We start from the raw sequence: 25,222 nt of genomic DNA on the forward strand, positions 1-25,222 counted from the left end.
AGAGTTTATTAAACGCTTCATGAGCGATCAATATTGTAAAAAATATCCTTCAAATGTTAAATAACCTAAGCAATATGTTTGCAGAAAATGCAAACATAGTAAAAATCAAATTCGTAAAGATTATACAAGAAATATGCAAATAAAAACTGCTCATTAAGTTAAACTACATTTTTGTAATTACCCCTACATGAACTCATAATTTTAAACTCTTTAAAAAAAACTCAATACCAGTATTAAGTGTTTTCATTGAACCTCCAACGACTCTAAATAATATTAAATTAAAGCAACGAACTTTTCAATGTATATCCTATCAATTAAATAAAAAAACAAGTATTTAAAATGACAAATTAAAACAAATATTCCTTATCTTTATATTCCAATAATTTAATTCGTTGAAAGTTAAGTGACCCTATAGATGACCCTTACTTAAATAATATATCAAACCCTTTGTATTTACTGTGATTAAAATAAAGGCAACAGAACCTCTTCCTCCGCGAAAGGCCTAAAAATAAGGAAAAATTAAAATTTCCAAAAAAGCCTAAAAAACGATGAACCCTGCAAATCTTTTGATTTGGAGGGTTTTTTCTTATATGCATTTTCAGCATTTATAAACATTCAAAAGTTTGTTATACTGCAGTTTTCACTTTAATTTTTTTTCGTTAAGGTTCGAGTACCGTTCCCTCTACTAAATAATACTTCTAAATATGTTTAAAACTCGTGCTATAGTTTTATGGCAAAATCGTCGCACAGGGTACTTTTCAAAACTAAAAATTCAGTATTAATAAGGCATATAGTACCATACCATACTTTAGTTCTATTCTGGAAACTGGGTTCGATTTAAGTCAAGCTTTTCAATTGCTCTCATATCTTCATAATCGAGCCTGAAATCAAAAATATTAAGATTTTCTACAATACGTGCTTTTTGGGAAGATCTTGGAATGGCAACAATGCCACACTGATAATACCACCTCAGATTTACCTGAGCAACGGTCTTGCCGTGCTTGGCAACTTGAATAAATACTTCATCTGTAAAAAGCCCGTTGCAACCTTCTGCAAAAGGTGCCCACGCCTCCATCTGAATATAAAATACGTAAATTATGGAAAACCGTAAAAACAACATTTCTTTTAAGTCGAACTTTAGGCAACTAATTAAAGATGCAAAATTTAGATAGAACAAACTGTTATTTATAATTTCAAATTAAATTTATGCTAAAAAGAACTATTTTAATTGAAAACAAATTTTCCATAACGGCAAAAAACAATCAGCTGGTACTAAAATCAGAAATGAAAGAGAGTTCTATCCCAATTGAAGATATCGGCTTTCTTGTTCTCGACCATAATGAAATCTACCTTAGTATTCCTGCTATGAATTTACTTGTTGACAACAATACTTCTATTGTTATCTGCGGAAAGAATCATCTTCCTAATGGAATGCTGTTAAACCTAAACAGTCATCATATTCAACAGGAAATATTCAAAAATCAGATTGAAGCTTCTATACCATTAAAAAAGCAATTATGGCAACAAACAATAATTGAAAAAATTAAAAATCAAGGGCAGCTACTCGAAAAAATAACTGATTCCAAAAATAGTTTTGTATTTCTAGCCAGTAAAGTATTAAGTGGAGATTCATCTAATATGGAAGGAGTTGCAGCGCAACAATATTGGAAATATTTCCCTCAACCTAATCTAGAATTTGATGGAATAAAACGAGAAAGATATGGCGACTATCCTAATAATTTCTTGAATTATGGATATGCTATTTTAAGAGCCGCAACTGCGAGAGCACTTTCCGGAAGTGGCCTACTCAATACATTAGGAATTCACCATAAAAGTAAATACAATGCTTTTGCACTTGCCGATGATATTATGGAACCGTTTCGTCCTATTGTAGATGAAAAAGTCTTCGAAATTATGCAGCGTTTTGATGAACAAGAATTAAACACTGCTATTAAGGCTGAATTATTACAAATATTAACTAGAACGGTTTATTTTAAAGATGAGAAAAGTCCTTTAATGATCGCTTTACAAAAGACCGCCAGCTCTCTTCAACAATGCTTCACTGGAAATCGAAAAAAAATTAAATATCCAGTCTTATGGAGCTTAACGGATATCGAATAATGTGGCTATTTGTTTTTTTTGATCTCCCCACAGAAACAAAAAAAGACAGACGAAATGCATCTGGATTTAGAAACAATTTATTAAAAGATGGATTTTCGATGATGCAATATTCTGTTTATGTACGCCACTGCGCAAGTAGCGAAAGCGCCGATGTTCATGAAAAAAGAATCCACAAACTACTACCACCATTAGGAAAAGTAAGTATACTTCGAATAACCGATAAGCAATTTGGTAATATCTTAAATTTTTGGGGAAAAGCAGCCTTACCATCAGCACCTCAACCTACGCAACTAGAATTATTTTAGTACTGATCTATTTAATTATTAGTAACTTTTCAATGTCCAAAACCTCATTTACCAAACCCTACAATTGAAAAAATGCCACAATTATGGGTTATCAAACCACAAAAGAGGCATTTTTCTGAACGATATTCACATCTAAATCCCTATATATCAGAAGGAAACAAGCCAACTAATATCGTGTTTTCTAATCTTTAATCAAACCACAACGCAAAAGGCATGATTACCACCGGAAATTCCAATATCGTGTTTTCTAATCTTTAATCAAACCACAACCGTTTACACATATTTATTTCAAATGATTTTAATATCGTGTTTTCTAATCTTTAATCAAACCACAACATCGAAGTGTATGTTACATTTCTTGCAGGAATATCGTGTTTTCTAATCTTTAATCAAACCACAACGCAATGCTTGCACTAATTTAATTGTTTAATAATATCGTGTTTTCTAATCTTTAATCAAACCACAACCAGGCTTCTTCTTTTTTATCCAACAATGTAATATCGTGTTTTCTAATCTTTAATCAAACCACAACAATGCAAGCAATGTACCGATACAAGTCGATAATATCGTGTTTTCTAATCTTTAATCAAACCACAACTTCAGATTTAGCTTTATTGAGAGAAGTAGAAATATCGTGTTTTCTAATCTTTAATCAAACCACAACTTTTAACTAGTAATCCTTCTTGGTTGTTTAATATCGTGTTTTCTAATCTTTAATCAAACCACAACTATCCCAGTCATTACCTTGTGAATATGATAAATATCGTGTTTTCTAATCTTTAATCAAACCACAACTATCGCTAACATGATCTAAAGATTGCTGTTAATATCGTGTTTTCTAATCTTTAATCAAACCACAACAATGTGTAAAAGTATTTGCAAAATACGGCTAATATCGTGTTTTCTAATCTTTAATCAAACCACAACAATCATTGGCAACACTCCTGTCATCAAATAAATATCGTGTTTTCTAATCTTTAATCAAACCACAACTTGATTGCATACTTAGTATAATGTATTATAATATCGTGTTTTCTAATCTTTAATCAAACCACAACGCGAAGTCTGGGGAAGTTATAAGCCAAACAAATATCGTGTTTTCTAATCTTTAATCAAACCACAACACATATAAGGAACATAAGCCAGCTAAAAAAAATATCGTGTTTTCTAATCTTTAATCAAACCACAACAAGGAAGTGTACTGATAATCAATGAGTTACAATATCGTGTTTTCTAATCTTTAATCAAACCACAACTATAGAGGTTTTTTTTCAATGGGTTCAAGCAATATCGTGTTTTCTAATCTTTAATCAAACCACAACGTTTTGCTTTCAAGTTATTTAGCTTGGTTTAATATCGTGTTTTCTAATCTTTAATCAAACCACAACCAAAAGCTACTGCATTCCTGCTGGGCGAATGCCATACCTTTCCGTTGTGGTTTGGATGTTTAAGATTTGAATTACTTATGTCAAAGAACTACTATCAAAATCTTGTCTTCTAATAATGGTAATAATCTCTATCCTTTTATTCCCATTGATTTGATAGTAAATAGTATCAACACCACATACACAATACCGATATCCTTTCTTTATGTGGTCGGCTGATGGAAACAAAAAAGGATTTCCCTCTATCCTATCAAAACAATCATATAACATATTAAAATAGTTATCCGCTTGATTAACGCCAAACTTACCGACCCCATAATAATAAATTCTTCTTAAATCTTCTTTGGTTTCGCTACTTAAATAATAGCTATAAATTAGGCAGACCTTTTTTGAATTCTGCTAACATTTCTTCTCTAGTTTGTTTTTTCACAAAACCGCTTTTTTCTCCCTTATCTATTTTAGCCCTCACAAACTCATAATATTCATCTTGTGAACGAGCTTGCTTGATCAAATAGTTAATAGCTTCACTTTTACTACTAAACTCTTCTGTGCTAACCTGATTTTTCAGCCATTCTTCATTCGGTGCAGTTAACGATATACTTTGTCGTGTCATAACAATATTTTATTTGGTGTAAATTTACACCAAACTTTTCAGAATAGAATTACATTTTAGAGATTTTTCCAGTTGAAGAAATTTTAAAATCGAATCCTTCAACTATTACATCTAATACTGATTTTGAAAGTCTTAACTTCTCATTAGGAATCTCAAAATTAATTTCCGATGATTTTTCTAATTGTCCATCCGGTTTTGAAGTTGAATGCAATCTAAACTGAATCCTACCATCCGCTTCAATAGCGGCCGTTTTATATAATCTTTTCGCTAAATCTAAATTATCTAATTCCCATATTTCATCTTTAAAATTTTTATAGAACAAGACTAAAGTTCCTATTTTCAATAGAAATTTTAACTCTAATACGTTTTTGCTTTTATCTTCTATATTATACTCTAATGGAAATTTATGTGTATTAGCTTTTGAATTATAATATTTTCCCGCTTCATAATTATTCACAACTTTATATTCCGTGATAAATTTATCTTTTTTATCTTTTCCTTCATATATCGCAAAACAATAATTTCCATCATTTTTTGCAAAATAATGTTGTTTGTATTCGTGCCTTGATACATCTCTATGTTTTTTTATCAATAATGGATTACTTACATCATTAGTGAAATAGCGTATTTTTTTTATTGGAACTGGTGAGCCGTTTTGATTTGGTAAAACATACAATTCATTTTTTATTTTGCTTTCAAGAAGTTGTATATCAACTTTAAATTGTTGCTCTTCCTCTTCTTTTACGTTTTTCATATGCTTTTTCAACTCCTCAATGTCTTTTTTGATTTGTTTTTCTTGTTCTCTACCTTTCTCAACAATCTCTTTTATTTTATCATCTACTATGTTTTTTAAATCGGTATCTTTAAATAAATCAATAGATTGACGTTTTACATATTTTACAACTTCTTCTGTTTTTCCTGTTTTTTTATTCAACTCTTCTCTTAAAATTGCACCATAAAAACTTTCTTTATGCAATGCTCCACGAACAGTATCTCCCTGCTTGTATTTGATTTCACCCTTGTCGTTTCGTTGAATTATACCTCTTTTTCTAATGGCTTTTTTACTTTGCGTCGAAAAAACATCTGGCGTATGTTGACTTATTAATATATTTTTATCAAACTCTTTTACATCATCATTAAATCCTTTCCATGGAATTCTGTGAGAGAATGATGGTTTTGGCTTTCCGTAAAATTCAAACTGTTCTAAATCGTGATAATAATTTGCTAAAGCATCATTTATATCTCTTGTACAACATGCGACCACAACTGCATCTTTTGCATGATGGGCGTGATTATCCCTTATTTTTTCTTCCAATCCCCACATTTGTCTCAAATTGGCTGTGGTTTTTCCTTTTACTGCATATACTTTACTAAATGCTGTTTTTAAAAATAAATTTCCATATTTGCTAATAATACCAATATCTACAGATTGACTATTTTTAAATCCTTCTGGAATTTCTTCAATAGTAAACGACTTATATTTTTTATAATAATAAGTGTGCTCAAATTTTAATTTCGTTCTTTTAATTATATTTTTATCTCTATTTTCTTTGGTTGAAGCTACTTTTATTTTTTTAGAAACCTCTTTAATTTGATTTTCCAATTCTTTATATTTAGCATACCAATGACTAATCCTTAATAAAATTTCATCATTATTTCCGCACTCGAAAGGAATTTTATCTTTTTTTACTTCTCTATTGTAAATCGAACAACATAATGTTTTATTGGTTTGAGAATTGTCTAAACTTCGACTTCTAGGAATAGTATGCTCTATATCAAATTTAGGATTGCCTCCTATAAAATCTGACAAACAAATAGTTTTACCCGTATAAAGACAAACTTTATTTTGTTCAATCCATAGCTGGTATTTTAAAATATCATTTTCAGTTGGCTCATATTCTAAACTTTTAACATCATTACAGTCATCTATTTTAATATCACCTCTAAAAATTGATTTAATTTCTTCAGCATATTTATTCCTTCTGCTTTTTAATTCTTCTTGCCATTGTCGTATTGACACTCTTTCATTAGCAGAATTTAATTCTCTTGGCATTTCGATATGAATTACCGTTTCTTCATCAATTAAATCATCTTTAATCAATTGATTTACTACTTTTTTCAATTGATGTAAAGAACGCATAGCCATTGGATTTTTGATAGAAGAAATTAATGGACTTCCTAAATATAACTTCCCATCATCTTCACTTCTTTTTGCTTTTTTATAAACTTCAATAGCTGATGGATGGTATAGCTTTTTTAAACCTCCCTCATCTACATTAAAATTATCATTCAAAAATTGTTTTAAAATCTCATCAATTGTTTTCTTCTTTGCGAATTCTCCTCTTCCCGATTTCAATTGCATCTGAGTTGAAAAAAGTTCAAAACATTCTTTCAAAATTGATGCTTGATATACTATTGGTGTTTCATTCCATTTTTTGGTGCCAACAAAATCTTTGACTTGTTTTTCTAAATCCTTTTTATAAATCTCCGCAACAAATTTATTATCTGAACTCCAAGTCCCATTCTCTTTTTTAATATTATTAATTAATCCATTAACAATCTCTATATTATTACTGTAAACTTTATAATTTTCTAAAATAGAATTAATTTCAGTGTTGATTATCCTTTTATTTTCTTCATTATTCCAAATTTCAGCTGGCAAAATATTTTTCATATTTGCCAGAAAAATGGAATGAGAATAAATTAAATTTTCCTTTAAATAAGGCAAAATATTACGAATAGCCTTTAGACTCAAGGATCCATAATCTTGTTTTAACTTTATTTTAGAAAACTTATTGGCCGTTTTTTCATCACAACTAAGATTATCAATAGCAAATTGCTTCAAAAGTTCTTCTTTATCAAAACGAAACAAAACGTGCCATATATCCTCAATTATATCATCTTCTGTCTTTCTAACTACTTTGTTATTTTCGGTCTTAGTATTTTTCAAGAAATTAGAAGATAAATATCCCTTCCAATCTTTACCAAAAACCTCTCTTAGATTGGCAATTGTTGGACAACCAGCTACATTGCTGCCTAAATTATAATTAAATAAAACATCATACTCTTTGCTGTTTTTGTCTTTGCAGTAACCTGGTTTTAAGTTTTTAGGAGTTAGTTTTTTTGCTATTTCGGCAAAATCAAAGTTAGCTTTTGATTTTCTGTAAAATAAAAAATCTATTTGTTCTCTTTCATCAGCATTTAGTGCTCGAAGTTTATCGTCATTTATAGTTTTTATTTTAATATTATTCAAATAACTATACAATCTAAATTCTTCATAATCCGGATGTGAAATAGGCGCACATGCTTTTCTATTCTCTAAAGGACATTTAGCAACCAATCCTTTTTGGGATTTTAAAGGTCTTTGAAAAAATATTGCCCCTTTAATTTTATCTTTTAATTCAGTTGAAATATCCTGCCTACTACAAATAGTTTCAAACTCTTTCAAGTAATGATCTTCTCTATGAGTATATTCTCCTCTAATTTTTTCTCCTTTTTCGTATAAGGTGTAAAAATATTCTCCAAGTGTTAAGCATTTTGCATTTTCAATTTTTTCAGATAAATTGCTAATAGCTCTTTTTACCGGACCAAGAAATTCTTTCTTATTCAAACGTTCTAGTAACTTTTCTTTTAAGTTATCATAAACCAATGTAGAATTATCCTTAATTATTGCATTAAATGCTCTTGATAACGTAAATAAAGGTTTGTCAAGAGCCTCATCCTTATCAAATGAAGAAAGAAAATCAATGAATAATTCTGAAAATTCAGCGATTGAATGAGATTCATTAATTATAGAATTTATTTCAAATTTCTTTTCTTCAATAATTGAATTATCAGAACTATCTAGTCTATTACTCAAAAAACCTCTCCTTTGAGCAATATGATAAAAAGCTCTTCCTACATAATATCTATCTAGTTTACTGCTTAGATTAAGTGAGTTTTTAACCGAAATGAATCTAAAATAATAGGGATTATCTTTTTGTTCTTTTCTTACATCTTCATTATCCTGATTATCGGTACTTAACCATCTTCTAAATTCATCATTTTGAGGGTAAATCTTTTTGTAACGCCAATCAGATAATTCTTTATCAGATAATTTTGGGCACAAATTATTATCTGACAAAATTTTTAGCAAATCAATCTTTCTAACTTTTCTTCTATATTTTAGTTTTCTAGTGCTTCTATAACCTGTTCTTTGAGCAGCCTTTGAACTTTCACTCTTTGTTTTTGCTTCAATATTTACACCTTCAGAAAATATCCGAACTCCTTTATCTACAAGAGAAAAATCGTTATTATCTTTCTCTACAATTGCCCAGCCAATCGAGTTAGTTCCTAAATCTAATCCTAAAATCTTTGCCATATTTCTTAAATTTAATCTGCATGGAATTTACTATAAAAAAAATTAAGACAATTACGGTTTTCCTTTTTCTACCATAATACTTTTTCTATATATTTGTGACTGATTAAAATTTCTAATCTTTAATCTTATCACAATAAGGCTACATGCCGTAGATGAAAATCTTTAGTCCTGCTTCGGTGGGACTTTTTTTATACTGAAATAACTGTTTTGTATAACCTTAGATTTCCAAAAATCTATAAAGTCTAATCCATTTCATAATCTCTCATTCTAAAATCTAGCTTATACCATAGTTTAATATATTTGACTAATTTTATTCAAAAATCTAAATAATGTCCTCTGCAAAACGATCAGATATCATCCAACTATTCAAATCTGTTTTTAGAGGTCGTGACGATGTATTTGCAGTTCGTTGGGAAAAAGCTGGGAATTCTGGATATATGCCAGCATATCAATATGACCCGTATCATTATCGACAACATAAAATGAATGGAGGGACTTTTCAGAACTATTCACACAAAACATATCTATCACTTACTGAAACTGAAATTCATAAGCATTTAGACGGAATTCAACAAATTGGAGTATATCCATTACTTCAGGATAATACATCTTGGCTTGTTGTAGCTGATTTTGACAAACAAAATTGGAAAGAAGAAGCTGTTGCTTTTCAAAAAACTTGTATAAACAAAAATATTCCAGCATACTTAGAGCGTTCTCGCTCTGGAAATGGCGGACACGTTTGGATATTTTTCAACAAACCATATCCTGCAATCAGAAGCAGAAAGATTTTTATTTCTATTTTAGAACAATCGGGAGCTTTTTCAATGTTTGACAAAAGCTCAAGCTTCGATCGATTATTTCCTAATCAGGATTTTCTTTCGGGAAAAGGCTTGGGAAATTTGATAGCGCTGCCGTTTTTTAAACCTGCAATGGAAAAAGGAAATAGTTGTTTTATAAATCCTGATACGTTTGAACCGATAGATAATCAATGGCTATTTTTAAATAAGATAGAAAGGGTTTCTGTTGAAATATTAGAAAATTTGCACCAAGAAATTCCAACAATACAAAATGAATCGATTCCTAAAAGTAGTAATGGTAAATTAGCAATCATACTTCAACAAAACATCCATATTCAAAGAAATGGATTAACTACTCCTTTAATCAATTATCTCAAAGAAGAATTGAATTTTGCCAATTCGAAATTCTTTATAAAGAAAAAATCAGGGAAAAATACTTTCGGAACAGAACGTTATTTTAAGCTTGTTGAAGAAAATGAAAATGAAATCATCATTCCAAGAGGTTTTATTGGAAAATTACTGCGTTTCTGTAAAAAGCAAAATCTAGAATTTGATTTCCAAGACAATAGAAAACGAAAGGAAGAAATATATTTCTCATTCAATGCAATATTGAGAAAACACCAAGATAAAGTCATCGAAACTTCATCAAAAAAAGATTTTGGCGTTATAGTTGCACCTCCAGGTTCGGGAAAAACTATTATGGGGTTGAAAATTGTCATGGAGAAAAAACAACCTGCTCTAATCATAGTTCATCGCAAACAGCTCTTAGAGCAATGGCAAGAACGGATTCAAGCATTCCTCGGAATTCCAAAACACGAAATTGGTATCATTGGACTAGGAAAAACGAAGATCGGCAAATACATTACTATTGCTACTATTCAAAGTCTATCAAAACAAATAGGACAAATACGCAATCAATTCGGAATTATATTGTTTGATGAGTGCCATCATATTCCAGCAGAAACATTTCGTCAAACAATTGAAAAATTAGAGACATATTATCTCTATGGATTGACAGCAACGCCATTTAGAAAACACAATGATGACAAATTGATTTTTGCTTTTCTTGGAGAGATAATTTCGGAGATCTCAACTACTGACATTGAAAACTTCAAACACGCTCAAGTCATTGTCAGAAATACTAATTTGAACATTCCATTTAATTCAAAAACAGACAGTTTTGAAACACTCTCAAAAATTTTAATTCATGATTCGGAACGAAACAAACTTATTGTAAAAGACATTGAAGATGAATTATCAAAAGGAAAACGAATTACCATTATAACAGAAAGAAAAGAGCATATTGATTCTCTTTATCTTTTTTTAAAGCAATCTTATGAAGTCATTACTCTCAGCGGAGAGGATTCCGATAATAATAGGAAGTCAAAATGGCAAAACTTACTACAAGGCAATTTCCAAGTATTGATAACTACAGGACAATATTTTGGCGAGGGTTCAGATTTGTCAAATATTAATTCTTTGTTTCTGGTATATCCTTTTTCTTTTAAAGGAAAATTGATTCAATACATTGGTCGTGTACAACGTTCAGAAATAAGTCCTACAATATATGATTATCGCGACATTAAAATAGATTATTTGAATAAACAATTTTTGAAACGAAACACTTATTACCGTCAAATAGCTATGCAGGCAAGTCTATTTGACGAACCAACCGAATCAATACCTAAAAGACAAAATTTGGTGATTAAAAACCAAATCAAGATAGCTATAGAAAATTTGGATTTTAGATATGGTAATGTTGGTTTTGAACACACAGATAAAGGAAGCAATCTACTATTCATTTTTGAAATAGAAAACGAAGAATTTAGACCTGAATTTGACGTTTTAAAACCTTATTTCATCAAAGTTTTGAATTCTAAATTTGTTTCAGTTGATATTTATGCTGAATTAGAAAACGGAGTAATTCTATCACAATTGGCAACTTCCGATGACATTGAAAATATCAATAAAGAAATTGTTGAAACCGTAAAATTTCAATTTTTGAATAAAAGCTTTATTAATCAAACTCCAATATCTAAGCAAAATATCCTTACTACAAATGAACTACCTAAAAACCAAAATATTTATGGAGATGTAGATGTAATTTTGAAAGATTTACTCAAAGGCAAACAATACAAACATTCACAGCATATTCAATTTTTAGTTAAAATGCACGAACGGAATTTAATGAAGTTAAGATTTGTTTTACAACCATTTTCATTTGTATTTATGATAGTGGGAGAAAAAAAATATCATATCATTTTAGAAACTTTAGATACCGAAGAAGCTACCTATATTTGGCATATAGACAAAAATAAATCATTACTTATTGAGACAATCAAACAAATAGACGCACAACTAAGCATTATTCGAGAAAAAGGACGTCAAACTTATTTAGAAACAAATCCGCAAAACTTCTCAAGAATTGTTCATGATTATTCACGCAATACAAAAGGATTTATAATTTGGAAAGGACAGCTAGAAGAACGATTGATCTAAAATAGAGGACACCCGCAAGGGGATATCGAACAAACAATTATTGTTTTTATTATCTATTTTGATACTTATCTATGAGACCAATTTTAAAAATCAGTGAAATCGCTATAAAAAAAACACCAAAAAACAAATGAGTTATACTCATTAAAAAAGGCGGATAATCAAAATTGATTACCCGCTAAAGTGCCCTTATTAGTGGAGTGAAAAAGCTTTTTACAAAAACTCGCTGAATCCCGCCCATATTTATGGGAGAATCATATTAGAACTGGTCGTTATCACGATGGTGTTCTAAGTAATCAAAAAGCGGCTGAAGTTGACAGCCTTTATACAGTTGCCTGTCATGCTCAAGGTGCTTATATTTTAGGATATTATCCGCATAATTATCATTTTTTAGCCGCTTGTGCGACACTTTCGGGGGAAAGCAAAACGGCTATCAAAGGAGCTTTTGCCACATCAAATCATGCTCAAAAAAAACTACTTCGTGACCCCGTTTGGTCAACTTTACAACATTATTACTCGATTCCGTGGTATGTTCAGGTAAAATTAGGTTTGTGGAATGATATCCTTTCTTCTAAAGCACCCGAAAAAGATTTAAAATATCCATTAGTAGTTTGGCATTATGCGCAAGGAATGGCTTTGCTTTCGCGAAGTAAAATTGGCGAAGCTAAAAGTCATTTGGCACAAATGAAACAAATAATGACTGATCCTAAAATAAAAGACTTAACCATTTGGAGCATTAACAGTGCTTATGATTTGTGTTAAATTGCCTGTAAAACTTTAGAAGGTGAAATCTACGGTAAAGAAAAAAATTATAAAAAGCCATTTCACTTTTAAAAGAAGCTGTAACCAAAGAAACTGCCCTAAATTATAACGAACCGCCTGATTGGTTTTTCTCTGTACGCCATCATTTGGGCGCTGTGTTGCTCGAGAAAAAAAAATATGAAGAAGCAAAAAAAAGTGTATCTGGAAGATTTAAAAATTTATCCAAATAACGGATTGGCCCTCAAAGGATTAATGAATGCTTATGAAAAATTAGGAGATCAGAAGAATTATAATCAAGCTAAAATTCGTTTTGATAAGGCATGGAAATATGCTGATATTAAAATAAATTCATCGAGAATACTGTAATAATCTTTAAAATATTTAATTTTATTTATAACTAAACTCCATAGTTCTGTCGCATTTGTTTTATTAAACATAATTAAGTTGATGACATTACAAAGTTATGTTACTAAAATGAATAGATTAATACTAATATTAAGGGTAGTAAATAAATTATTTTTTTTTCTGTAAATAAAACAAGACTTTTTTGAGTGTGTAATTTCAATTATCCTTAATGGAGTAGATTTGCAAACCCTGTCCTGAGAGATTGGCTTTGGTGCAGTTAAGGTCATTGATGGTCCCGTATTCTGCGAACCACCATCACCTATCCCAATTAATATCTCCTTTTGCATTGCTTAGAGACTTTTAATACAAAACGATTATCCTCTGTCTCATATAAAGAAACATCAGTTTTAAAACTTTTCTTTGTTATATGCAGTATGGAGTCTTGTACTTCTTTTTTATTTAATTCATAATACTCAATAATTATAAGGCCCCTTTTGTTAATTAAACTATCACCATTACGAGATAAATAGTCCGAATATTCACTAAGGTAACTTTTCAATGACAAGTTTTTACAAGGGCCTGTCAATGCAAATCTAAATATATACTCCTCTTTGTAAAATCTCATCTGATATACGTTACAATCTTCTGAAACATTTTTCTCAGAAAGCGTATAATTATCCGGTTTTCTAATCTCCTGATTACTATGTTTGCAAGAGAGCAAAACAAAAAATACAATTAGCATACTATATTTCATAAATTAAAATTTATTCTTTATCATAATCCAAAATCCAAATATATGTACCTATAGTCCGATTGTTACCTCTTTTGACAGACACCGCATTTACAGCGTTGGCTTCCATTAGACTGAAATCCATTTTTTATGCATTTGCTATTACAAAAACTACATTTTATTTTCATGGACTATTTTGATACACTAAGTTACAACAAAAGCATTTTAAGGCTTTTTAAAATCCTAAAAATAGGAAGAGACGACCTATTGGCCGCCTCTTTTTTATTCAAAAATTTAAATTCTTTTTCAGTTAGTTATATTGCTATTTTATAAAAACACCTAATCTGAAACACTGCCCTTTTTTGATGGGGTAAATATATTGCCGCTAATTTTCCCTGTATATATTAGAGTCTAATAATACACTACCAATATATAGAAACTCATTATCACGGGCTTAAAGACTGCTTTGATTTTTCCAACTCTAACTGCTTGAGACATTAATTCGTCTTAAGTAAAATAAAATCATATTGTTCTTTATGATCTTCCTGTTCATAATAAGCTGATGACGAATTTAAGCTTAATATTAGCAAAAGAAATTTTCATAAAAATGGTTTATCTTTTTTAGCATTGTGAAATTTAAAAAATATCATACTATTTTAAATCGACCGTCACTTTTTCAATTTTTCCTGTAAACTCAAAAGGCATTTTGTAATTCCAATCAACAGGAGAACCAACATCTTTTCCGATGTCTAATCCTTCAACTATTGAAAACTGAACTGGAACTGTTTTTTCTAATCTGCCTTCTGCTATTTTTTTTCCATTCGCACTCATGCTGATCTTGCCTCCTTTTCCTAAACCTCCCCCATCATATAGAAAATCAACAACAAGTTTAGTCTTGCCTTTTGGCAATGCTTCTTTTGCATTAAAATATATCCAGTCTAAAGCGAGATAATTGTATACAAAAACCGGTTTACTATTTTTTAGATACAATCCATATCCAGCCTGCATTCCTCCATGAGTTATAATCATACCATTAGTATTAGTATTAGTATTAGTATTAGTATTAGAATCTGATAATTCTAATTCAGCCGTAATAGTCCAGGATTTATTAAGCATCGGTGGCGCAGCTGCATCTGGCAGACCAAATGTTCCTGGGTAATAGGTCATTGTTTTACGCTTTCCTATTAAACTTGGCCTACCCATTAGTTCAGCGTTAAATCTAGGATTTGAACCACGCCAATCTAATGGCAATACATTATATTTGGAAGCCTCTATCCACCACAAATCCTGCATTTGTCGAAGTTTGTCAGGGTTTTGTGCTGCTAAATCATTTGCTTGTGTAAAGTCATCATCTATATTATAAAGTTCCCATTTCTGTATATCTGGATCAAATGCTCCACGTTCAGCTACCCATGGAGGAAAAGATAATGCTGATGCCATCCATCCATTACTATAAATTCCTCTATTCACCCCTAATTCAAAATATTGTGTATTATGACGTTCTTTCGCTTTTGCATCGTTAAATGTATAAGCAAAACTAATTCCTTCAATTGGTTTTTGTTGTATGCCATTAAGTTCAGTTGGAGCTGTTATACCTACTGCTTCATAAATTGTAGGTACAACATCAATTACATGCGTAAACTGACTTCTTAGTCCTCCTTTATCCTTTATTTTTGCTGGCCAATCAATAATCATTGGATTACGAGTACCTCCAAAATGACTTGCAACTTGTTTTGTCCATTGAAAAGGTGAATTCATTGCCCATGCCCATGCAGATGGAAAATGATTATAGTGTTTAGGACCTCCTAATTCATCAATTACTTTTATGTTATCTTGCCATTTTTCAGGATGTCCGTTAAAAAAGAGTATTTCATTAACAGATCCTTCAATACCACCTTCTGCACTAGAACCATTATCTCCGACAATATATATAGTTATTGTATTATCCGCATCTGGTAATTTTTTAATTGCATCTGTGATTCTTCCCATCTGATCATCAGCAAATGAACCATAAGCAGCAAAAACTTCCATCATATGGGAATAAAGACGTTTCTGATCAGCATTCAAAGATTCCCATGCTGGTAAACTTGCTGGTCTTGGAGTCAGTTTTGCATTTGCAGGAATTACACCTAATTTCTTTTGACATTCAAATGTTTGTTCTCTATAAAGATCCCATCCCATGTCAAATTTTCCTTTAAACTTTTCAATCCATTCTTTTGGAGCATGATGTGGTGCATGTGTAGCACCAGGCGCAACATATAAAAAGAATGGTTTATCTGGCGCAATACTTTTTGTTTTTTGTACCCATGAAATTGCTTTATCTGCCAAATCTGTAGTCATATAATAATTTGGATCTGTAGATGCTGTGACAAGATTCCGATTTCCATATAATACAGGGTTCCAATGGTTCATATCACCACCATTAAAACCATAAAAATAATCAAAACCTAAACCATTTGCCCAATGATCAAAAGGACCAACATCACTTGTCTCCCAAGTAGGTGTATTGTGATTTTTACCAATCCAAGCTGTAGCATATCCATTTTGGCGAAGAACTTCTCCAATAGTACCGCAACTTTTGGGAAGAATACATGTATATCCTTCATATCCTGTAGCTGCTTCGGTAATACCCGCAAAAGCAGCAGAATGGTGGTTGCGTCCCGTTATTAATGATGCTCGTGTAGGACTACATAATGCAGTTGTATGAAAACGATTATAACGTAATCCCTCAGAAGCATGTCTATCCATTGTTGGTGAAGGAACTCCACCTCCAAAAGTGCTAAATTGTCCAAAACCAGCATCATCAAGTAATATTATCACAATATTCGGTGCCCCTTTAGGTGGTTGAACCGGTTGAGGAAATTGCGCTGGATCTGAATCTAAATAAGTCCTACCTACATGACCGTTAAAATGAAAATCCGCTTGTGGTAATATTTGAAATGTTCCTTTTTTTTCCTTTTCTTGTGACAGAACAAAATTTATTGAAAGTATTCCAAAAAAAAGATTTTTTTTTTACACGTAGAAGTATTCATAGTTTAAAATTTATGTTAGTAACAAATCTTTATAATATAAAATTAACGTAACACTTTTAAAATTAATTAATTATTTCCCATTTAATAGGTTTCAAATCATAAAATGCAACCTATTTATTTGGTCATAACTCTTAAAACGATCTCGTCGATTTTATTTCACTATGTAAATACTGATTCTTAAGTTCTTCGAATCAATATCCCAGTAAATACATATATTACGAAAATTTAATTCAATTACTTCGAACCAAAAAGAACCTCCAAAATCATATGACTTAAAAGGTTTCTAAATTATGGTGGTCCTTTCTAACCATTTTTTACACGATCTGAAGAGATTAGCAGTAAAGTAAATACAATAGTTTTTTAAACTTATGATTTTAAATTCGCTTTACTAAAAAGAAAAATTTGCTTTTCATGTATTAGTATTAGAAATCAACTATTTTAAATCTACTATAACTTTTTCAATTGTACCGTTAAATTTAAAGGGAGGTTTATAATCGAATGTTACCGGCTGCCCACTATCTTCTCCAATTCCAAAAGTATCTGCTCCAAAACGAGCAAATACAGTTGCCTCCATTTTTTCCCTGCCAGCCTCTTGTCCGTTAACTTTAAGGATTAGCTCAGCTCCTTTACCCATACCACCGCCTGCATACACAAAATCCAGAGTTATAATGCCAGGCTCTTTATCTATTGCTTTTTGAGATTTAATAATAGTATGTTTGCCGTAATAATTATAGTCAAAAATAGGGATGCCATCTTTTACATAAAGAGTAACACCTGCTGAAACTCCTCCCGCAGCAATAATGACCCCATTTGTATTCTGGCCGTTTCCTGTCACATCAGCTGTGATTGTCCAGCTGCGGTTTTTAATGGCAGGCGAAGCAGTCTCCGGAAGACGTGTGGCACCAGGATAGTATACAAAATGCGTTATTTTAGGGTCAACTCCAGGAGGCAACGGTTTAGGAATTAAAGCTCTGGCTACACCACGGTCATCTAATGGATAAACATGATATTTTACAGCAGCCTCGTCAAATTTTTTCTTCATCTCAGCCAATTTTGATGGCAACTTAGCCGCAAGGTCATTTGCTTCTGAAAAATCTGAGTTTAGGTTATAAAGCTCCCATTTATCATTATCCCAATTTCCAGGCGCTACATCTTGCCTCCATGGCAAAGTGTGCTGCGCATTGGCTTTCCATCCATCTTCATAAATCGAACGATTGCTTAGAATTTCAAAATATTGTTCTGTTCTTCCTTTATATGAATTGTCAGTAAAAGTTGACACAAATGATTTACCCTCCAAAGGAATCTGTTTTATGCCGTTTACATATTCAGGCATAGTAACATGCGCCACTTCATATACGGTTGGTGCAATATCTATCAAATGTAAAAAAGCATCTCTCGGGGTATCATCATGTTTGATACGCGCCGGCCAGCTTACTACCATTGGATTTCTCGAACCGCCTAAATGAGATGCAACCTGTTTAACCCATTGAAAAGGGGTATTTCCTGCCCAAGCCCATCCCACTGGATAATGAGGTTCTGTTTCAGGGCCGCCGAGCTTGTCTAGATCTTTAATTATATCGTCTAAACTGGCATTCATACCCGATAGGCTTTTTATTTCATCCATTGTCCCATCTGGCCCGCCTTCAGAAGAAGCTCCATTATCTCCCACTATATAAATCACTAAAGTATTTTCTGCATCTGGAAGCTCTTTTATAGCATCTAACAGTCTTCCGACTTCATGGTCTGTAAAAGCAAAATAACCTGCGTAATTTTCAAATAATGCATTATAAACCTTTTTCTGTTTATCATTTAATGTCTCCCATGCCGGAACCCAGTCAGGTTTTGGCGTCAGTTTTGTATCTGGTGGGATAATCCCCATCTTTTTTTGATTCTCAAAAACCTGTTCTCTATACTTCTCCCATCCCATATCAAATTTCCCTTTGAATTGATCTCGCCATTCTTTGGTAACATGATGTGGGGCATGCATCCCGCCAGGAGCGAAATACATAAAAAAGGGTTTGTTTGGTGCTACAGATTTAGAATATTTCATTTTAGAAATAGCACGATCTGTCATATCAGTGAGCAGATGATATCCTTCTTCCGGTGATTTATTAGGTTCTACCGGCAGTGTATTTTCAAATATTACAGGATAATATTGATGCGCTTCACCCGCATTAAAACCATAGAAATAATCAAATCCTAACCCAGTCGGCCAGCGGTCAAAAGGGCCAGCAACACTGGTTTCCCAATCTGGTGTATTATGATTTTTCCCATACCACCATATCGAATAGCCATTATCCTTTAAAACTTCTCCCATTGTTGCGGTTGATTTTGGAATCATAGTAGAGTAATTAGGGAATCCTGTAGCCCATTCCATCAAAAAGCCATTTCCGGCATCATGATGATTTCTACCCGTTAGCAAAGCAGCTCTTGAGGGGCCGCATATTGCTGTGGTATGAAATCTATTATATTTAATACCCTGAGAGGCTAGTTTATCAAGATTTGGAGTGGGTATTAATCCTCCGAAAGTCGAAGTCTGCCCAAAGCCAACATCATCGAGTAATACAATAATTACATTTGGTGCCTCGGCAGCCGCTTTTGGAATTTCAGGCCAAGCTGCAGTTGACTCCTTATATGTTTTTCCAATTTTTCCTTTAAAAACTGGATCTGAATAGGGGAGTTTATTCTGTATATTTTTACTGTCTTTTTCTTGAGCCCAAACCCCACTTGTACTAATAATTATAAACATAATAAATAAAACTACTCTGAACTGATTCAGGTACAATATATCTGAAATATCCTTTTTCATATCTTACTGGTTTTGATAAATTTAAGAATTAATTTGAGAATAAAACGTATTCTAAACTAAATATTTTAACAAGCTTTTTCTTTGCAGGCATTCATGCGCTTCGTTTAAAATTTAAATAAATTAAATATTTGAATGTTAAAATTTTGTGGACTCAAAATTTGGATATACAAACAAAAAGTAGAGTAAAGGGTAAATTAATCTGTTCTAACTTAGTTCTCAGTTTTTGTTTGTATAACAAGCTTACACATTTAGAAAATCAAGAAAACGAATCGAAATTTTGTTTTCACAATTATGAGACCAATTCAGAATCAGAAACAATTACGCAAAATCTTTTGAAGGATTTAAAACTAAAATTTTAGCAAAAGTAACAGCATTAACATTGGTTCAGTATATTAATAAATTCATTTTTAAAATACAAGTAAACAATATTAAAAATCAAATCATTTAATTACACCCAACGGGTTCATTTAAAATATATTTGCTACATTTACAATGTAATGATTTAATACGTTGCAAGTTAAGTGACCCTATAGATGACCCTAGCTTTAGTAATATATTGTAACCCCTTGTATTTACTGGGATTGGCATAAAATCAGCAGAGCCTCTTTCTCCGCTGAAAATTGAAACCCTTAACTTTTGTTGAGGGTTTCTTTTTTTATATTATTTTCTTTGTAAATAGTTTCAAAAAAGTTTTTACAATCGAAAAAACAACTTATATTTGCACTCGCAATCAGAAAATGATAGCAACATACTGGAGAAATGGCAGAGCGGTCGAATGCGGCAGTCTTGAAAACTGTTGACTGTAACAGGTCCGGGGGTTCGAATCCCTCTTTCTCCGCTGAAAGCACCTCATTGAGGTGCTTTTTTCATTTCAGTACTTTCGTCAACCTAGAATGCTATTTATTATAAAGCATTTAAGAGCCGTTTTAATTTAAATTGACCAGAAACATCTTCATTTGAACTTTAAAGACGACGTGTTATCTATTAATTAATCTAGCAATGTATTGCATCCTTATCAGCATACTAAAATGATTAATAAACCATTTATCTAATCGGCATTTTAAACATGCTCAAAAAAAGAAATACAAAAAAAGATTCTAGCTTAAAGACAACATAAAAAATCAAAAAAATAAAGTAGCTATTTATCCCTAAATTTACACAGGAAGCAAATATGCAAAATTTTCAAGCTCTAAATATACTTCTTCTAAAAAAATGAGATAAAATACATTATTAAGAAAATACATAAAATTAATCTTAAGAATTATATTTTTACATTTTTATAAGTAAATTCGTAATTTATTTAAAATCTTACTTAATATTGATTTTATCTCTAACAATTCTAAAACAATTACTCCAAATGACTAACCATCAAATAGTATATATACAACAAAATATAACAGAAATAAACCAAGTCAATTTCAACCTAAATAAAGAAGGAATAACATTATTTGGTTCAACAACCAATTTAAAAACCTTTTTAAAAGGCTATTTCATTACAAGATTGAATGAGACTCAATTCTACAATCAGCTTATAAAAGATTTTACAGAAAGAAATTTTGTAAAAGCCAAAATAATCGAAATTGCAAATCACTATTCAATCGCAAAATCAGATCTTCAATCTTTTTATGATGAAGTATTACAAAGCAACTTGATTAAAGAAATAGATAAAGAGGAATTCATCAATAATTCGTTAAGTTTCATCCAAAAAAGTGTTTCAAATCAGCATCAATTTGGATACACAAAAACATCTCTAAAAAAAATTTTAGAGAAACAATTTGATTTCATTTTCTCAAACGGATTTCCTACTAATCTATTGAATATTAATACGGGAATAATGACCGCAAATGCTGGAGATAGTGCACAATTTTTATTTTTGGCACGTGCAATTCTTGCAGGATACAACTGCTCAAATGTTGATGTTCGATCCAGCAGATATGATGCTGTAGTCGATTTCAATAACATTTTATTGCGACTTCAAATTAAAGGAGTTTCAAGCAGTAATGCTATAAGTTTTAAAGACAGAGATCGTGGCGGACAAGGAATTGATCATACACATATAACAAATAAAGGAAAAAGAATTACCTCTGCAGATTGCGACATTTATGTTGCTGTTGATAAAGAAATTGGCATTTGTTATTTGATACCTATGAGCTATGTAGATAGTCTAGAAGAACACCAAATCACCAGCATTAATCTAAATACCTTAAAACAATATAAAGAGAACTGGAATATTATAGCGGAAGTTGCCGAAACCAGAAGAATATGAAACTAGATCATCAAAAAAGATCAAATGGAGATTATTATTTTGTCAATAATAAAAAGCCATTTAAAGGAATTGTAATTAATGAAGTCGATTTAAAAAATGTTTTAGATTTTGCATATGAGATGTGTTTTGGCAACGGTCATCATAGATCAACTAGAACTGGAGGCCAATACGGAAGAAAAAATGGAGAGAAGTTTTGTAACACTTTCCAAGGAAAATTAGCTGAAGTTGTGCTTTACAATTATTTCAAATCAAAATCCGTAGTTTGCAATAAACCAGACTTTGGAATCTATGGCGAAGGGATTTGGGATGATACAGATTTAGAAATTCTCAATAAAAAAATCAATGTAAAATCGGCTGCATCACAATCTAATCTGTTATTACTTGAAACTAAAGATTGGACAAATAATGGACAATATATTCCAAATCTCAATAATAGCTCAGCAAATTTATATGATTATTTCATTCTTATAAGAGTTAACCCAGACATCAAAAAACTATTCCGAAGCAAAAAATTAATGTACAATGATGTTATTCCAAAAATTGATATTGAAAACATTATTTTCAAACAAACTTGGAGCTATGATATTGCAGGATATTGCACAACCAAGAATCTAATACAAGCTATTGCTGACAATAATATATTACCTCAAAACTCCATTTTGAATGAATACACAAAAATGGACGCCGAAAACTATTATATACAATGTGGAGATATGAAAGATATTGATGAACTTATAAAAAGTCTGCAATAATCAAAAATCACTATTTTTTCGGTGATTTTGATTTCAAAACTTTCATTATATTCTTTGACACTGCTTCAATTACGGGCACACTTACAGAGTTTCCAGCTTGTTTATACAAATGAGAATTTGCTATTTTAGGAATTTTAAATGAGTCTGGAAAGCCTTGAAATCTTAAACATTCTCTCGGTGTTAATTTTCTGAATCCAAAATCTGTTTTTATTAAAGGAACATTGTGACCTCCAGTCCCCATATTAGCAGTCAAAGTAGGACAAACATTCGATTTGTTTTCTCTTACATATTGTCTTCTAAATTGATAAACTGTTTTATCCGAAGTCATTTCTTTTTGAAGCATATCAAACATATAACGATCTTCTTTATAATAAAAATCTTCTTCCACTTTTTCATTAATAACTAAATCTTTTATCGTTTTAGTCAATTTATCTTCTTTCGGAAATTCAAAAATGGCCTCTGCATTTTCAATTTTTTCTGTATCAAATGCAACTATAAAAATACGTTCTCTATTATGCGGAATATTTCCATAATCTTTAGTATTCAAAACTTTATACTGAAAAGAATATTTTCTATCACGCAACGATTTCTCAATAACCTTCATCGTATTTCCATGATCATGATTAACAAGATTCTTTACATTTTCTAGAAATACCACTGTAGGTCTCATGGTATCCACAAAATCTAATATTCTAAAAAAATGATTTCCTCTGTTGTCGTCAAAACCTTTTCTATAACCAGCAACCGAAAAAGGCTGACAAGGAAATCCGGCAGTCAATACATCAATTTTAGGAATTCCATCTAAATTAAGTTGCAATACATCACCTTCAATTAAATTATGTTTGAAGTTTTCTTTATAAGTTATACAAGCGTTTTTGTCATATTCATTTGCCCAAAGTAAATCAAAACCTGATTTTTTAAATCCTAAACAAATCCCTCCAATACCGGCATATAGACTTCCAACAGTAAATTTATCGCTCATTTTAATATATTGCTAATTATAGTATACGGCACTAATTGCACGTAATCATTTTTACAAAGATAACTATTCAAAATCGAAAAAAATATCACTTTTCAGAATTCAGATATAAATTAAACTAAAAAAAAATTAAGCTCAAAAAACCAAATTGTACTAAAAATTCACGCTTAAAAACGAAACAGAGAACAAGCGTAATCATCAAATTATCAATCGCTTATTTTTAATTTGTAATTTAGTATAAAAGAAACTCATTCTAAAACTTTAAATTTTAAAAATATGCGTTGTATCCTATTTATTCTAATAACCGCACTAACAACTTCATGCAAAAAAGAAAACCAATCTACAGCATTAGCTAAATATTTCACATATAATAAAGATAATAATGTAGAGGCTGCAGGTGTGAAAATGATTCCAATAAAAACTCACGCTGGCGAATTTAAAGTCTGGACAAAACGCTTTGGAAATAATCCAAAAATAAAAATACTTCTATTACATGGCGGTCCGGCAATGACACATGAATATATGGAATGTTTTGAAACATTTTTTCAACGAGAAGGTTTCGAATTCTATGAATATGACCAATTAGGCTCCTATTACAGCGATCAACCAAAAGACAGCAGTTTATGGACAACCGACAGATTTGTTGATGAAGTTGAACAAGTACGTAAGGCAATAAATGCAGATAAAGACAATTTTTATGTCTTAGGAAATTCTTGGGGAGGAATATTAGCTATGGAATATGCTCTAAAATATCAGCAAAACATGAAAGGTTTATTAATATCTAATATGATGGCAAGTGCACCAGAATATGAAAAATATGCTGACGAAGTTTTATCAAAGCAAATGAAACCGGAAATTTTAGCTGAAATAAGAGCTTTAGAAGCTAAAAAAGATTTCAATAATCCAAGATACATGGAATTGCTAATTCCAAATTTTTACAAAGAACATTTATGCAGATTAAAAGAATGGCCAGACGGTTTAAATTGCGCCAGCAAACATGTAAATGGAGAAATTTATACTTTAATGCAAGGTCCGAGTGAATTTGGCATCAGCGGAAGATTAGCAAAATGGGATATTAAAAATAGGCTCCATGAAATTACAATTCCAACACTAATGATAGGTGCAAAATATGACACAATGGATCCAAAAGCTATGGAAGAGCAAAGCAAATTAGTCAAAAAAGGACGTTATTTATACTGCCCAAACGGAAGTCATTTAGCGATGTGGGATGATCAAAAAGTCATTATGAATGGCGTAATTCAATTTATAAATGACATTGATAGCAAAAAAATCTAAAATGGACAAAAACACAATACCTTGATTTACAGAATGCTAACATTCCAAATAAGAATATTTATGGCGTTTCCCTCCGGGCCGGGCTGTCCGCTTTATCTTTTGCGGGAGAAGTTTCGTATAAAAGAGACCTTCATGTTCCCGCAAAAGGATGCCGCTCCCATCCCTAACGCATTC

The 25,222-nt window shown here is 31.3% G+C and carries 16 protein-coding genes, 1 tRNA gene, 1 pseudogene and 1 CRISPR repeat array; of the genes and pseudogenes, 10 read left to right on the forward strand and 8 right to left on the reverse strand.

Annotation, left to right across the window (positions count from 1 at the left end; all coding sequences use genetic code 11):
• Positions 1–814: 814 nt before the first annotated feature.
• Positions 815–1,075, reverse strand: coding sequence for an aldo/keto reductase (locus RB619_RS20870; protein WP_308101042.1), 261 nt, complete (start codon positions 1,073–1,075; stop codon positions 815–817).
• 131 nt (positions 1,076–1,206) lie between these two features.
• Between RB619_RS20870 and cas1 the strand changes: the two genes are divergently transcribed.
• The gene (cas1, locus tag RB619_RS20875) at positions 1,207–2,121 is read left to right on the forward strand and encodes a type II CRISPR-associated endonuclease Cas1 (RefSeq protein ID WP_308101043.1); all 915 of its coding nucleotides are present in this window, start codon (positions 1,207–1,209) and stop codon (positions 2,119–2,121) included.
• Positions 2,121–2,426, forward strand: coding sequence for a CRISPR-associated endonuclease Cas2 (gene cas2 / locus RB619_RS20880; protein WP_374119743.1), 306 nt, complete (start codon positions 2,121–2,123; stop codon positions 2,424–2,426). The genes cas1 and cas2 overlap by 1 nt, the downstream gene beginning before the upstream one ends.
• Before the next feature lie 168 nt (positions 2,427–2,594).
• Positions 2,595–3,814: a CRISPR direct-repeat array (repeat unit 36 nt; unit sequence AATATCGTGTTTTCTAATCTTTAATCAAACCACAAC).
• A 75-nt stretch (positions 3,815–3,889) separates the two neighbouring features.
• On the opposite strand, the gene RB619_RS20885 is transcribed toward cas2, so the two are convergent.
• From RB619_RS20885 to cas9, 3 genes are read right to left on the reverse strand one after another with little or no spacing between them, the layout of a single operon-like run.
• Positions 3,890–4,186, reverse strand: a complete 297-nt coding sequence (locus RB619_RS20885) for a type II toxin-antitoxin system RelE/ParE family toxin (protein WP_308101058.1) — start codon at positions 4,184–4,186, stop codon at positions 3,890–3,892.
• Positions 4,179–4,424: a CopG family transcriptional regulator gene (locus RB619_RS20890; protein ID WP_308101045.1), complete on the reverse strand. Its 246-nt coding sequence runs from the start codon at positions 4,422–4,424 to the stop codon at positions 4,179–4,181. The genes RB619_RS20885 and RB619_RS20890 overlap by 8 nt, the downstream gene beginning before the upstream one ends.
• Positions 4,425–4,473: 49 nt before the next feature.
• Positions 4,474–8,784 (reverse strand): type II CRISPR RNA-guided endonuclease Cas9, encoded by a 4,311-nt coding sequence (gene cas9 / locus RB619_RS20895; protein ID WP_308101046.1) that lies wholly within the window; start codon positions 8,782–8,784, stop codon positions 4,474–4,476.
• Between the two features lie 329 nt (positions 8,785–9,113).
• Between cas9 and RB619_RS20900 the strand changes: the two genes are divergently transcribed.
• From RB619_RS20900 to RB619_RS20910, 3 genes are all read left to right on the forward strand, one after another.
• Complete coding sequence (locus RB619_RS20900) at positions 9,114–12,080, forward strand: DEAD/DEAH box helicase family protein (protein ID WP_308101047.1); 2,967 nt, start codon at positions 9,114–9,116, stop codon at positions 12,078–12,080.
• A 546-nt stretch (positions 12,081–12,626) separates the two neighbouring features.
• On the forward strand, positions 12,627–12,839 hold the full coding sequence (locus RB619_RS20905; RefSeq protein WP_308101048.1) for a hypothetical protein: 213 nt from the start codon (positions 12,627–12,629) through the stop codon (positions 12,837–12,839).
• A gap of 177 nt (positions 12,840–13,016) precedes the next feature.
• Positions 13,017–13,205, forward strand: a complete 189-nt coding sequence (locus RB619_RS20910) for a hypothetical protein (RefSeq protein ID WP_308101049.1) — start codon at positions 13,017–13,019, stop codon at positions 13,203–13,205.
• 307 nt (positions 13,206–13,512) lie between these two features.
• Here the strand turns inward: RB619_RS20910 and RB619_RS20915 are convergent, their stop codons facing one another.
• The 3 genes from RB619_RS20915 to RB619_RS20925 all read right to left on the reverse strand — a co-directional run bounded on the left by RB619_RS20915 (position 13,513) and on the right by RB619_RS20925 (position 19,755).
• Positions 13,513–13,938, reverse strand: coding sequence for a hypothetical protein (locus RB619_RS20915; RefSeq protein WP_308101050.1), 426 nt, complete (start codon positions 13,936–13,938; stop codon positions 13,513–13,515).
• Between the two features lie 627 nt (positions 13,939–14,565).
• On the reverse strand, positions 14,566–16,734 hold the full coding sequence (locus RB619_RS20920; protein ID WP_308101052.1) for an arylsulfatase: 2,169 nt from the start codon (positions 16,732–16,734) through the stop codon (positions 14,566–14,568).
• A 645-nt stretch (positions 16,735–17,379) separates the two neighbouring features.
• Positions 17,380–19,755, reverse strand: coding sequence for an arylsulfatase (locus RB619_RS20925; protein WP_308101053.1), 2,376 nt, complete (start codon positions 19,753–19,755; stop codon positions 17,380–17,382).
• A 235-nt stretch (positions 19,756–19,990) separates the two neighbouring features.
• Between RB619_RS20925 and RB619_RS20930 the strand changes: the two are divergent.
• From RB619_RS20930 to RB619_RS20945, 4 genes and pseudogenes are all read left to right on the forward strand, one after another.
• Positions 19,991–20,203 (forward strand): annotated as a pseudogene (locus RB619_RS20930) (transposase); the annotation flags it as partial.
• A 305-nt stretch (positions 20,204–20,508) separates the two neighbouring features.
• Positions 20,509–20,593 (forward strand) — tRNA-Ser (locus RB619_RS20935).
• Between the two features lie 519 nt (positions 20,594–21,112).
• The gene (locus RB619_RS20940; protein ID WP_308101054.1) at positions 21,113–22,021 is read left to right on the forward strand and encodes a hypothetical protein; all 909 of its coding nucleotides are present in this window, start codon (positions 21,113–21,115) and stop codon (positions 22,019–22,021) included.
• Complete coding sequence (locus RB619_RS20945) at positions 22,018–22,773, forward strand: hypothetical protein (protein ID WP_308101055.1); 756 nt, start codon at positions 22,018–22,020, stop codon at positions 22,771–22,773. Before RB619_RS20940 ends, RB619_RS20945 begins: the two co-directional genes overlap by 4 nt.
• 10 nt (positions 22,774–22,783) lie before the next feature.
• On the opposite strand, the gene dcm is transcribed toward RB619_RS20945, so the two are convergent.
• A complete protein-coding gene (dcm, locus tag RB619_RS20950) occupies positions 22,784–23,755 on the reverse strand; it encodes a DNA (cytosine-5-)-methyltransferase (protein WP_308101056.1) in 972 nt (323 codons plus the stop codon).
• 273 nt (positions 23,756–24,028) lie between these two features.
• Between dcm and RB619_RS20955 the strand changes: the two genes are divergently transcribed.
• Positions 24,029–25,048, forward strand: coding sequence for a proline-specific peptidase family protein (locus RB619_RS20955; RefSeq protein WP_308101057.1), 1,020 nt, complete (start codon positions 24,029–24,031; stop codon positions 25,046–25,048).
• Positions 25,049–25,222 lie beyond the last annotated feature (174 nt).

Source organism: Flavobacterium sp. LHD-80 (assembly GCF_030929605.1).
Classification (GTDB): domain Bacteria; phylum Bacteroidota; class Bacteroidia; order Flavobacteriales; family Flavobacteriaceae; genus Flavobacterium.

What these genes read in the sequence shown, in the direction of transcription:
- RB619_RS20925 (WP_308101053.1), bottom strand. Translation starts at nt 19,755, where the DNA reads ATGAAAAAGGATATTTCAGATATATTGTACCTGAATCAGTTCAGAGTA.
- RB619_RS20940 (WP_308101054.1), top strand. Translation starts at nt 21,113, where the DNA reads ATGACTAACCATCAAATAGTATATATACAACAAAATATAACAGAAATA.
- RB619_RS20955 (WP_308101057.1), top strand. Translation starts at nt 24,029, where the DNA reads ATGCGTTGTATCCTATTTATTCTAATAACCGCACTAACAACTTCATGC.
- RB619_RS20890 (WP_308101045.1), bottom strand. Translation starts at nt 4,424, where the DNA reads ATGACACGACAAAGTATATCGTTAACTGCACCGAATGAAGAATGGCTG.
- RB619_RS20900 (WP_308101047.1), top strand. Translation starts at nt 9,114, where the DNA reads ATGTCCTCTGCAAAACGATCAGATATCATCCAACTATTCAAATCTGTT.
- RB619_RS20945 (WP_308101055.1), top strand. Translation starts at nt 22,018, where the DNA reads ATGAAACTAGATCATCAAAAAAGATCAAATGGAGATTATTATTTTGTC.
- cas9 (WP_308101046.1), bottom strand. Translation starts at nt 8,784, where the DNA reads ATGGCAAAGATTTTAGGATTAGATTTAGGAACTAACTCGATTGGCTGG.
- cas2 (WP_374119743.1), top strand. Translation starts at nt 2,121, where the DNA reads ATGTGGCTATTTGTTTTTTTTGATCTCCCCACAGAAACAAAAAAAGAC.
- RB619_RS20915 (WP_308101050.1), bottom strand. Translation starts at nt 13,938, where the DNA reads ATGAAATATAGTATGCTAATTGTATTTTTTGTTTTGCTCTCTTGCAAA.
- RB619_RS20870 (WP_308101042.1), bottom strand. Translation starts at nt 1,075, where the DNA reads ATGGAGGCGTGGGCACCTTTTGCAGAAGGTTGCAACGGGCTTTTTACA.
- cas1 (WP_308101043.1), top strand. Translation starts at nt 1,207, where the DNA reads ATGCTAAAAAGAACTATTTTAATTGAAAACAAATTTTCCATAACGGCA.
- dcm (WP_308101056.1), bottom strand. Translation starts at nt 23,755, where the DNA reads ATGAGCGATAAATTTACTGTTGGAAGTCTATATGCCGGTATTGGAGGG.
- RB619_RS20910 (WP_308101049.1), top strand. Translation starts at nt 13,017, where the DNA reads ATGAAGAAGCAAAAAAAAGTGTATCTGGAAGATTTAAAAATTTATCCA.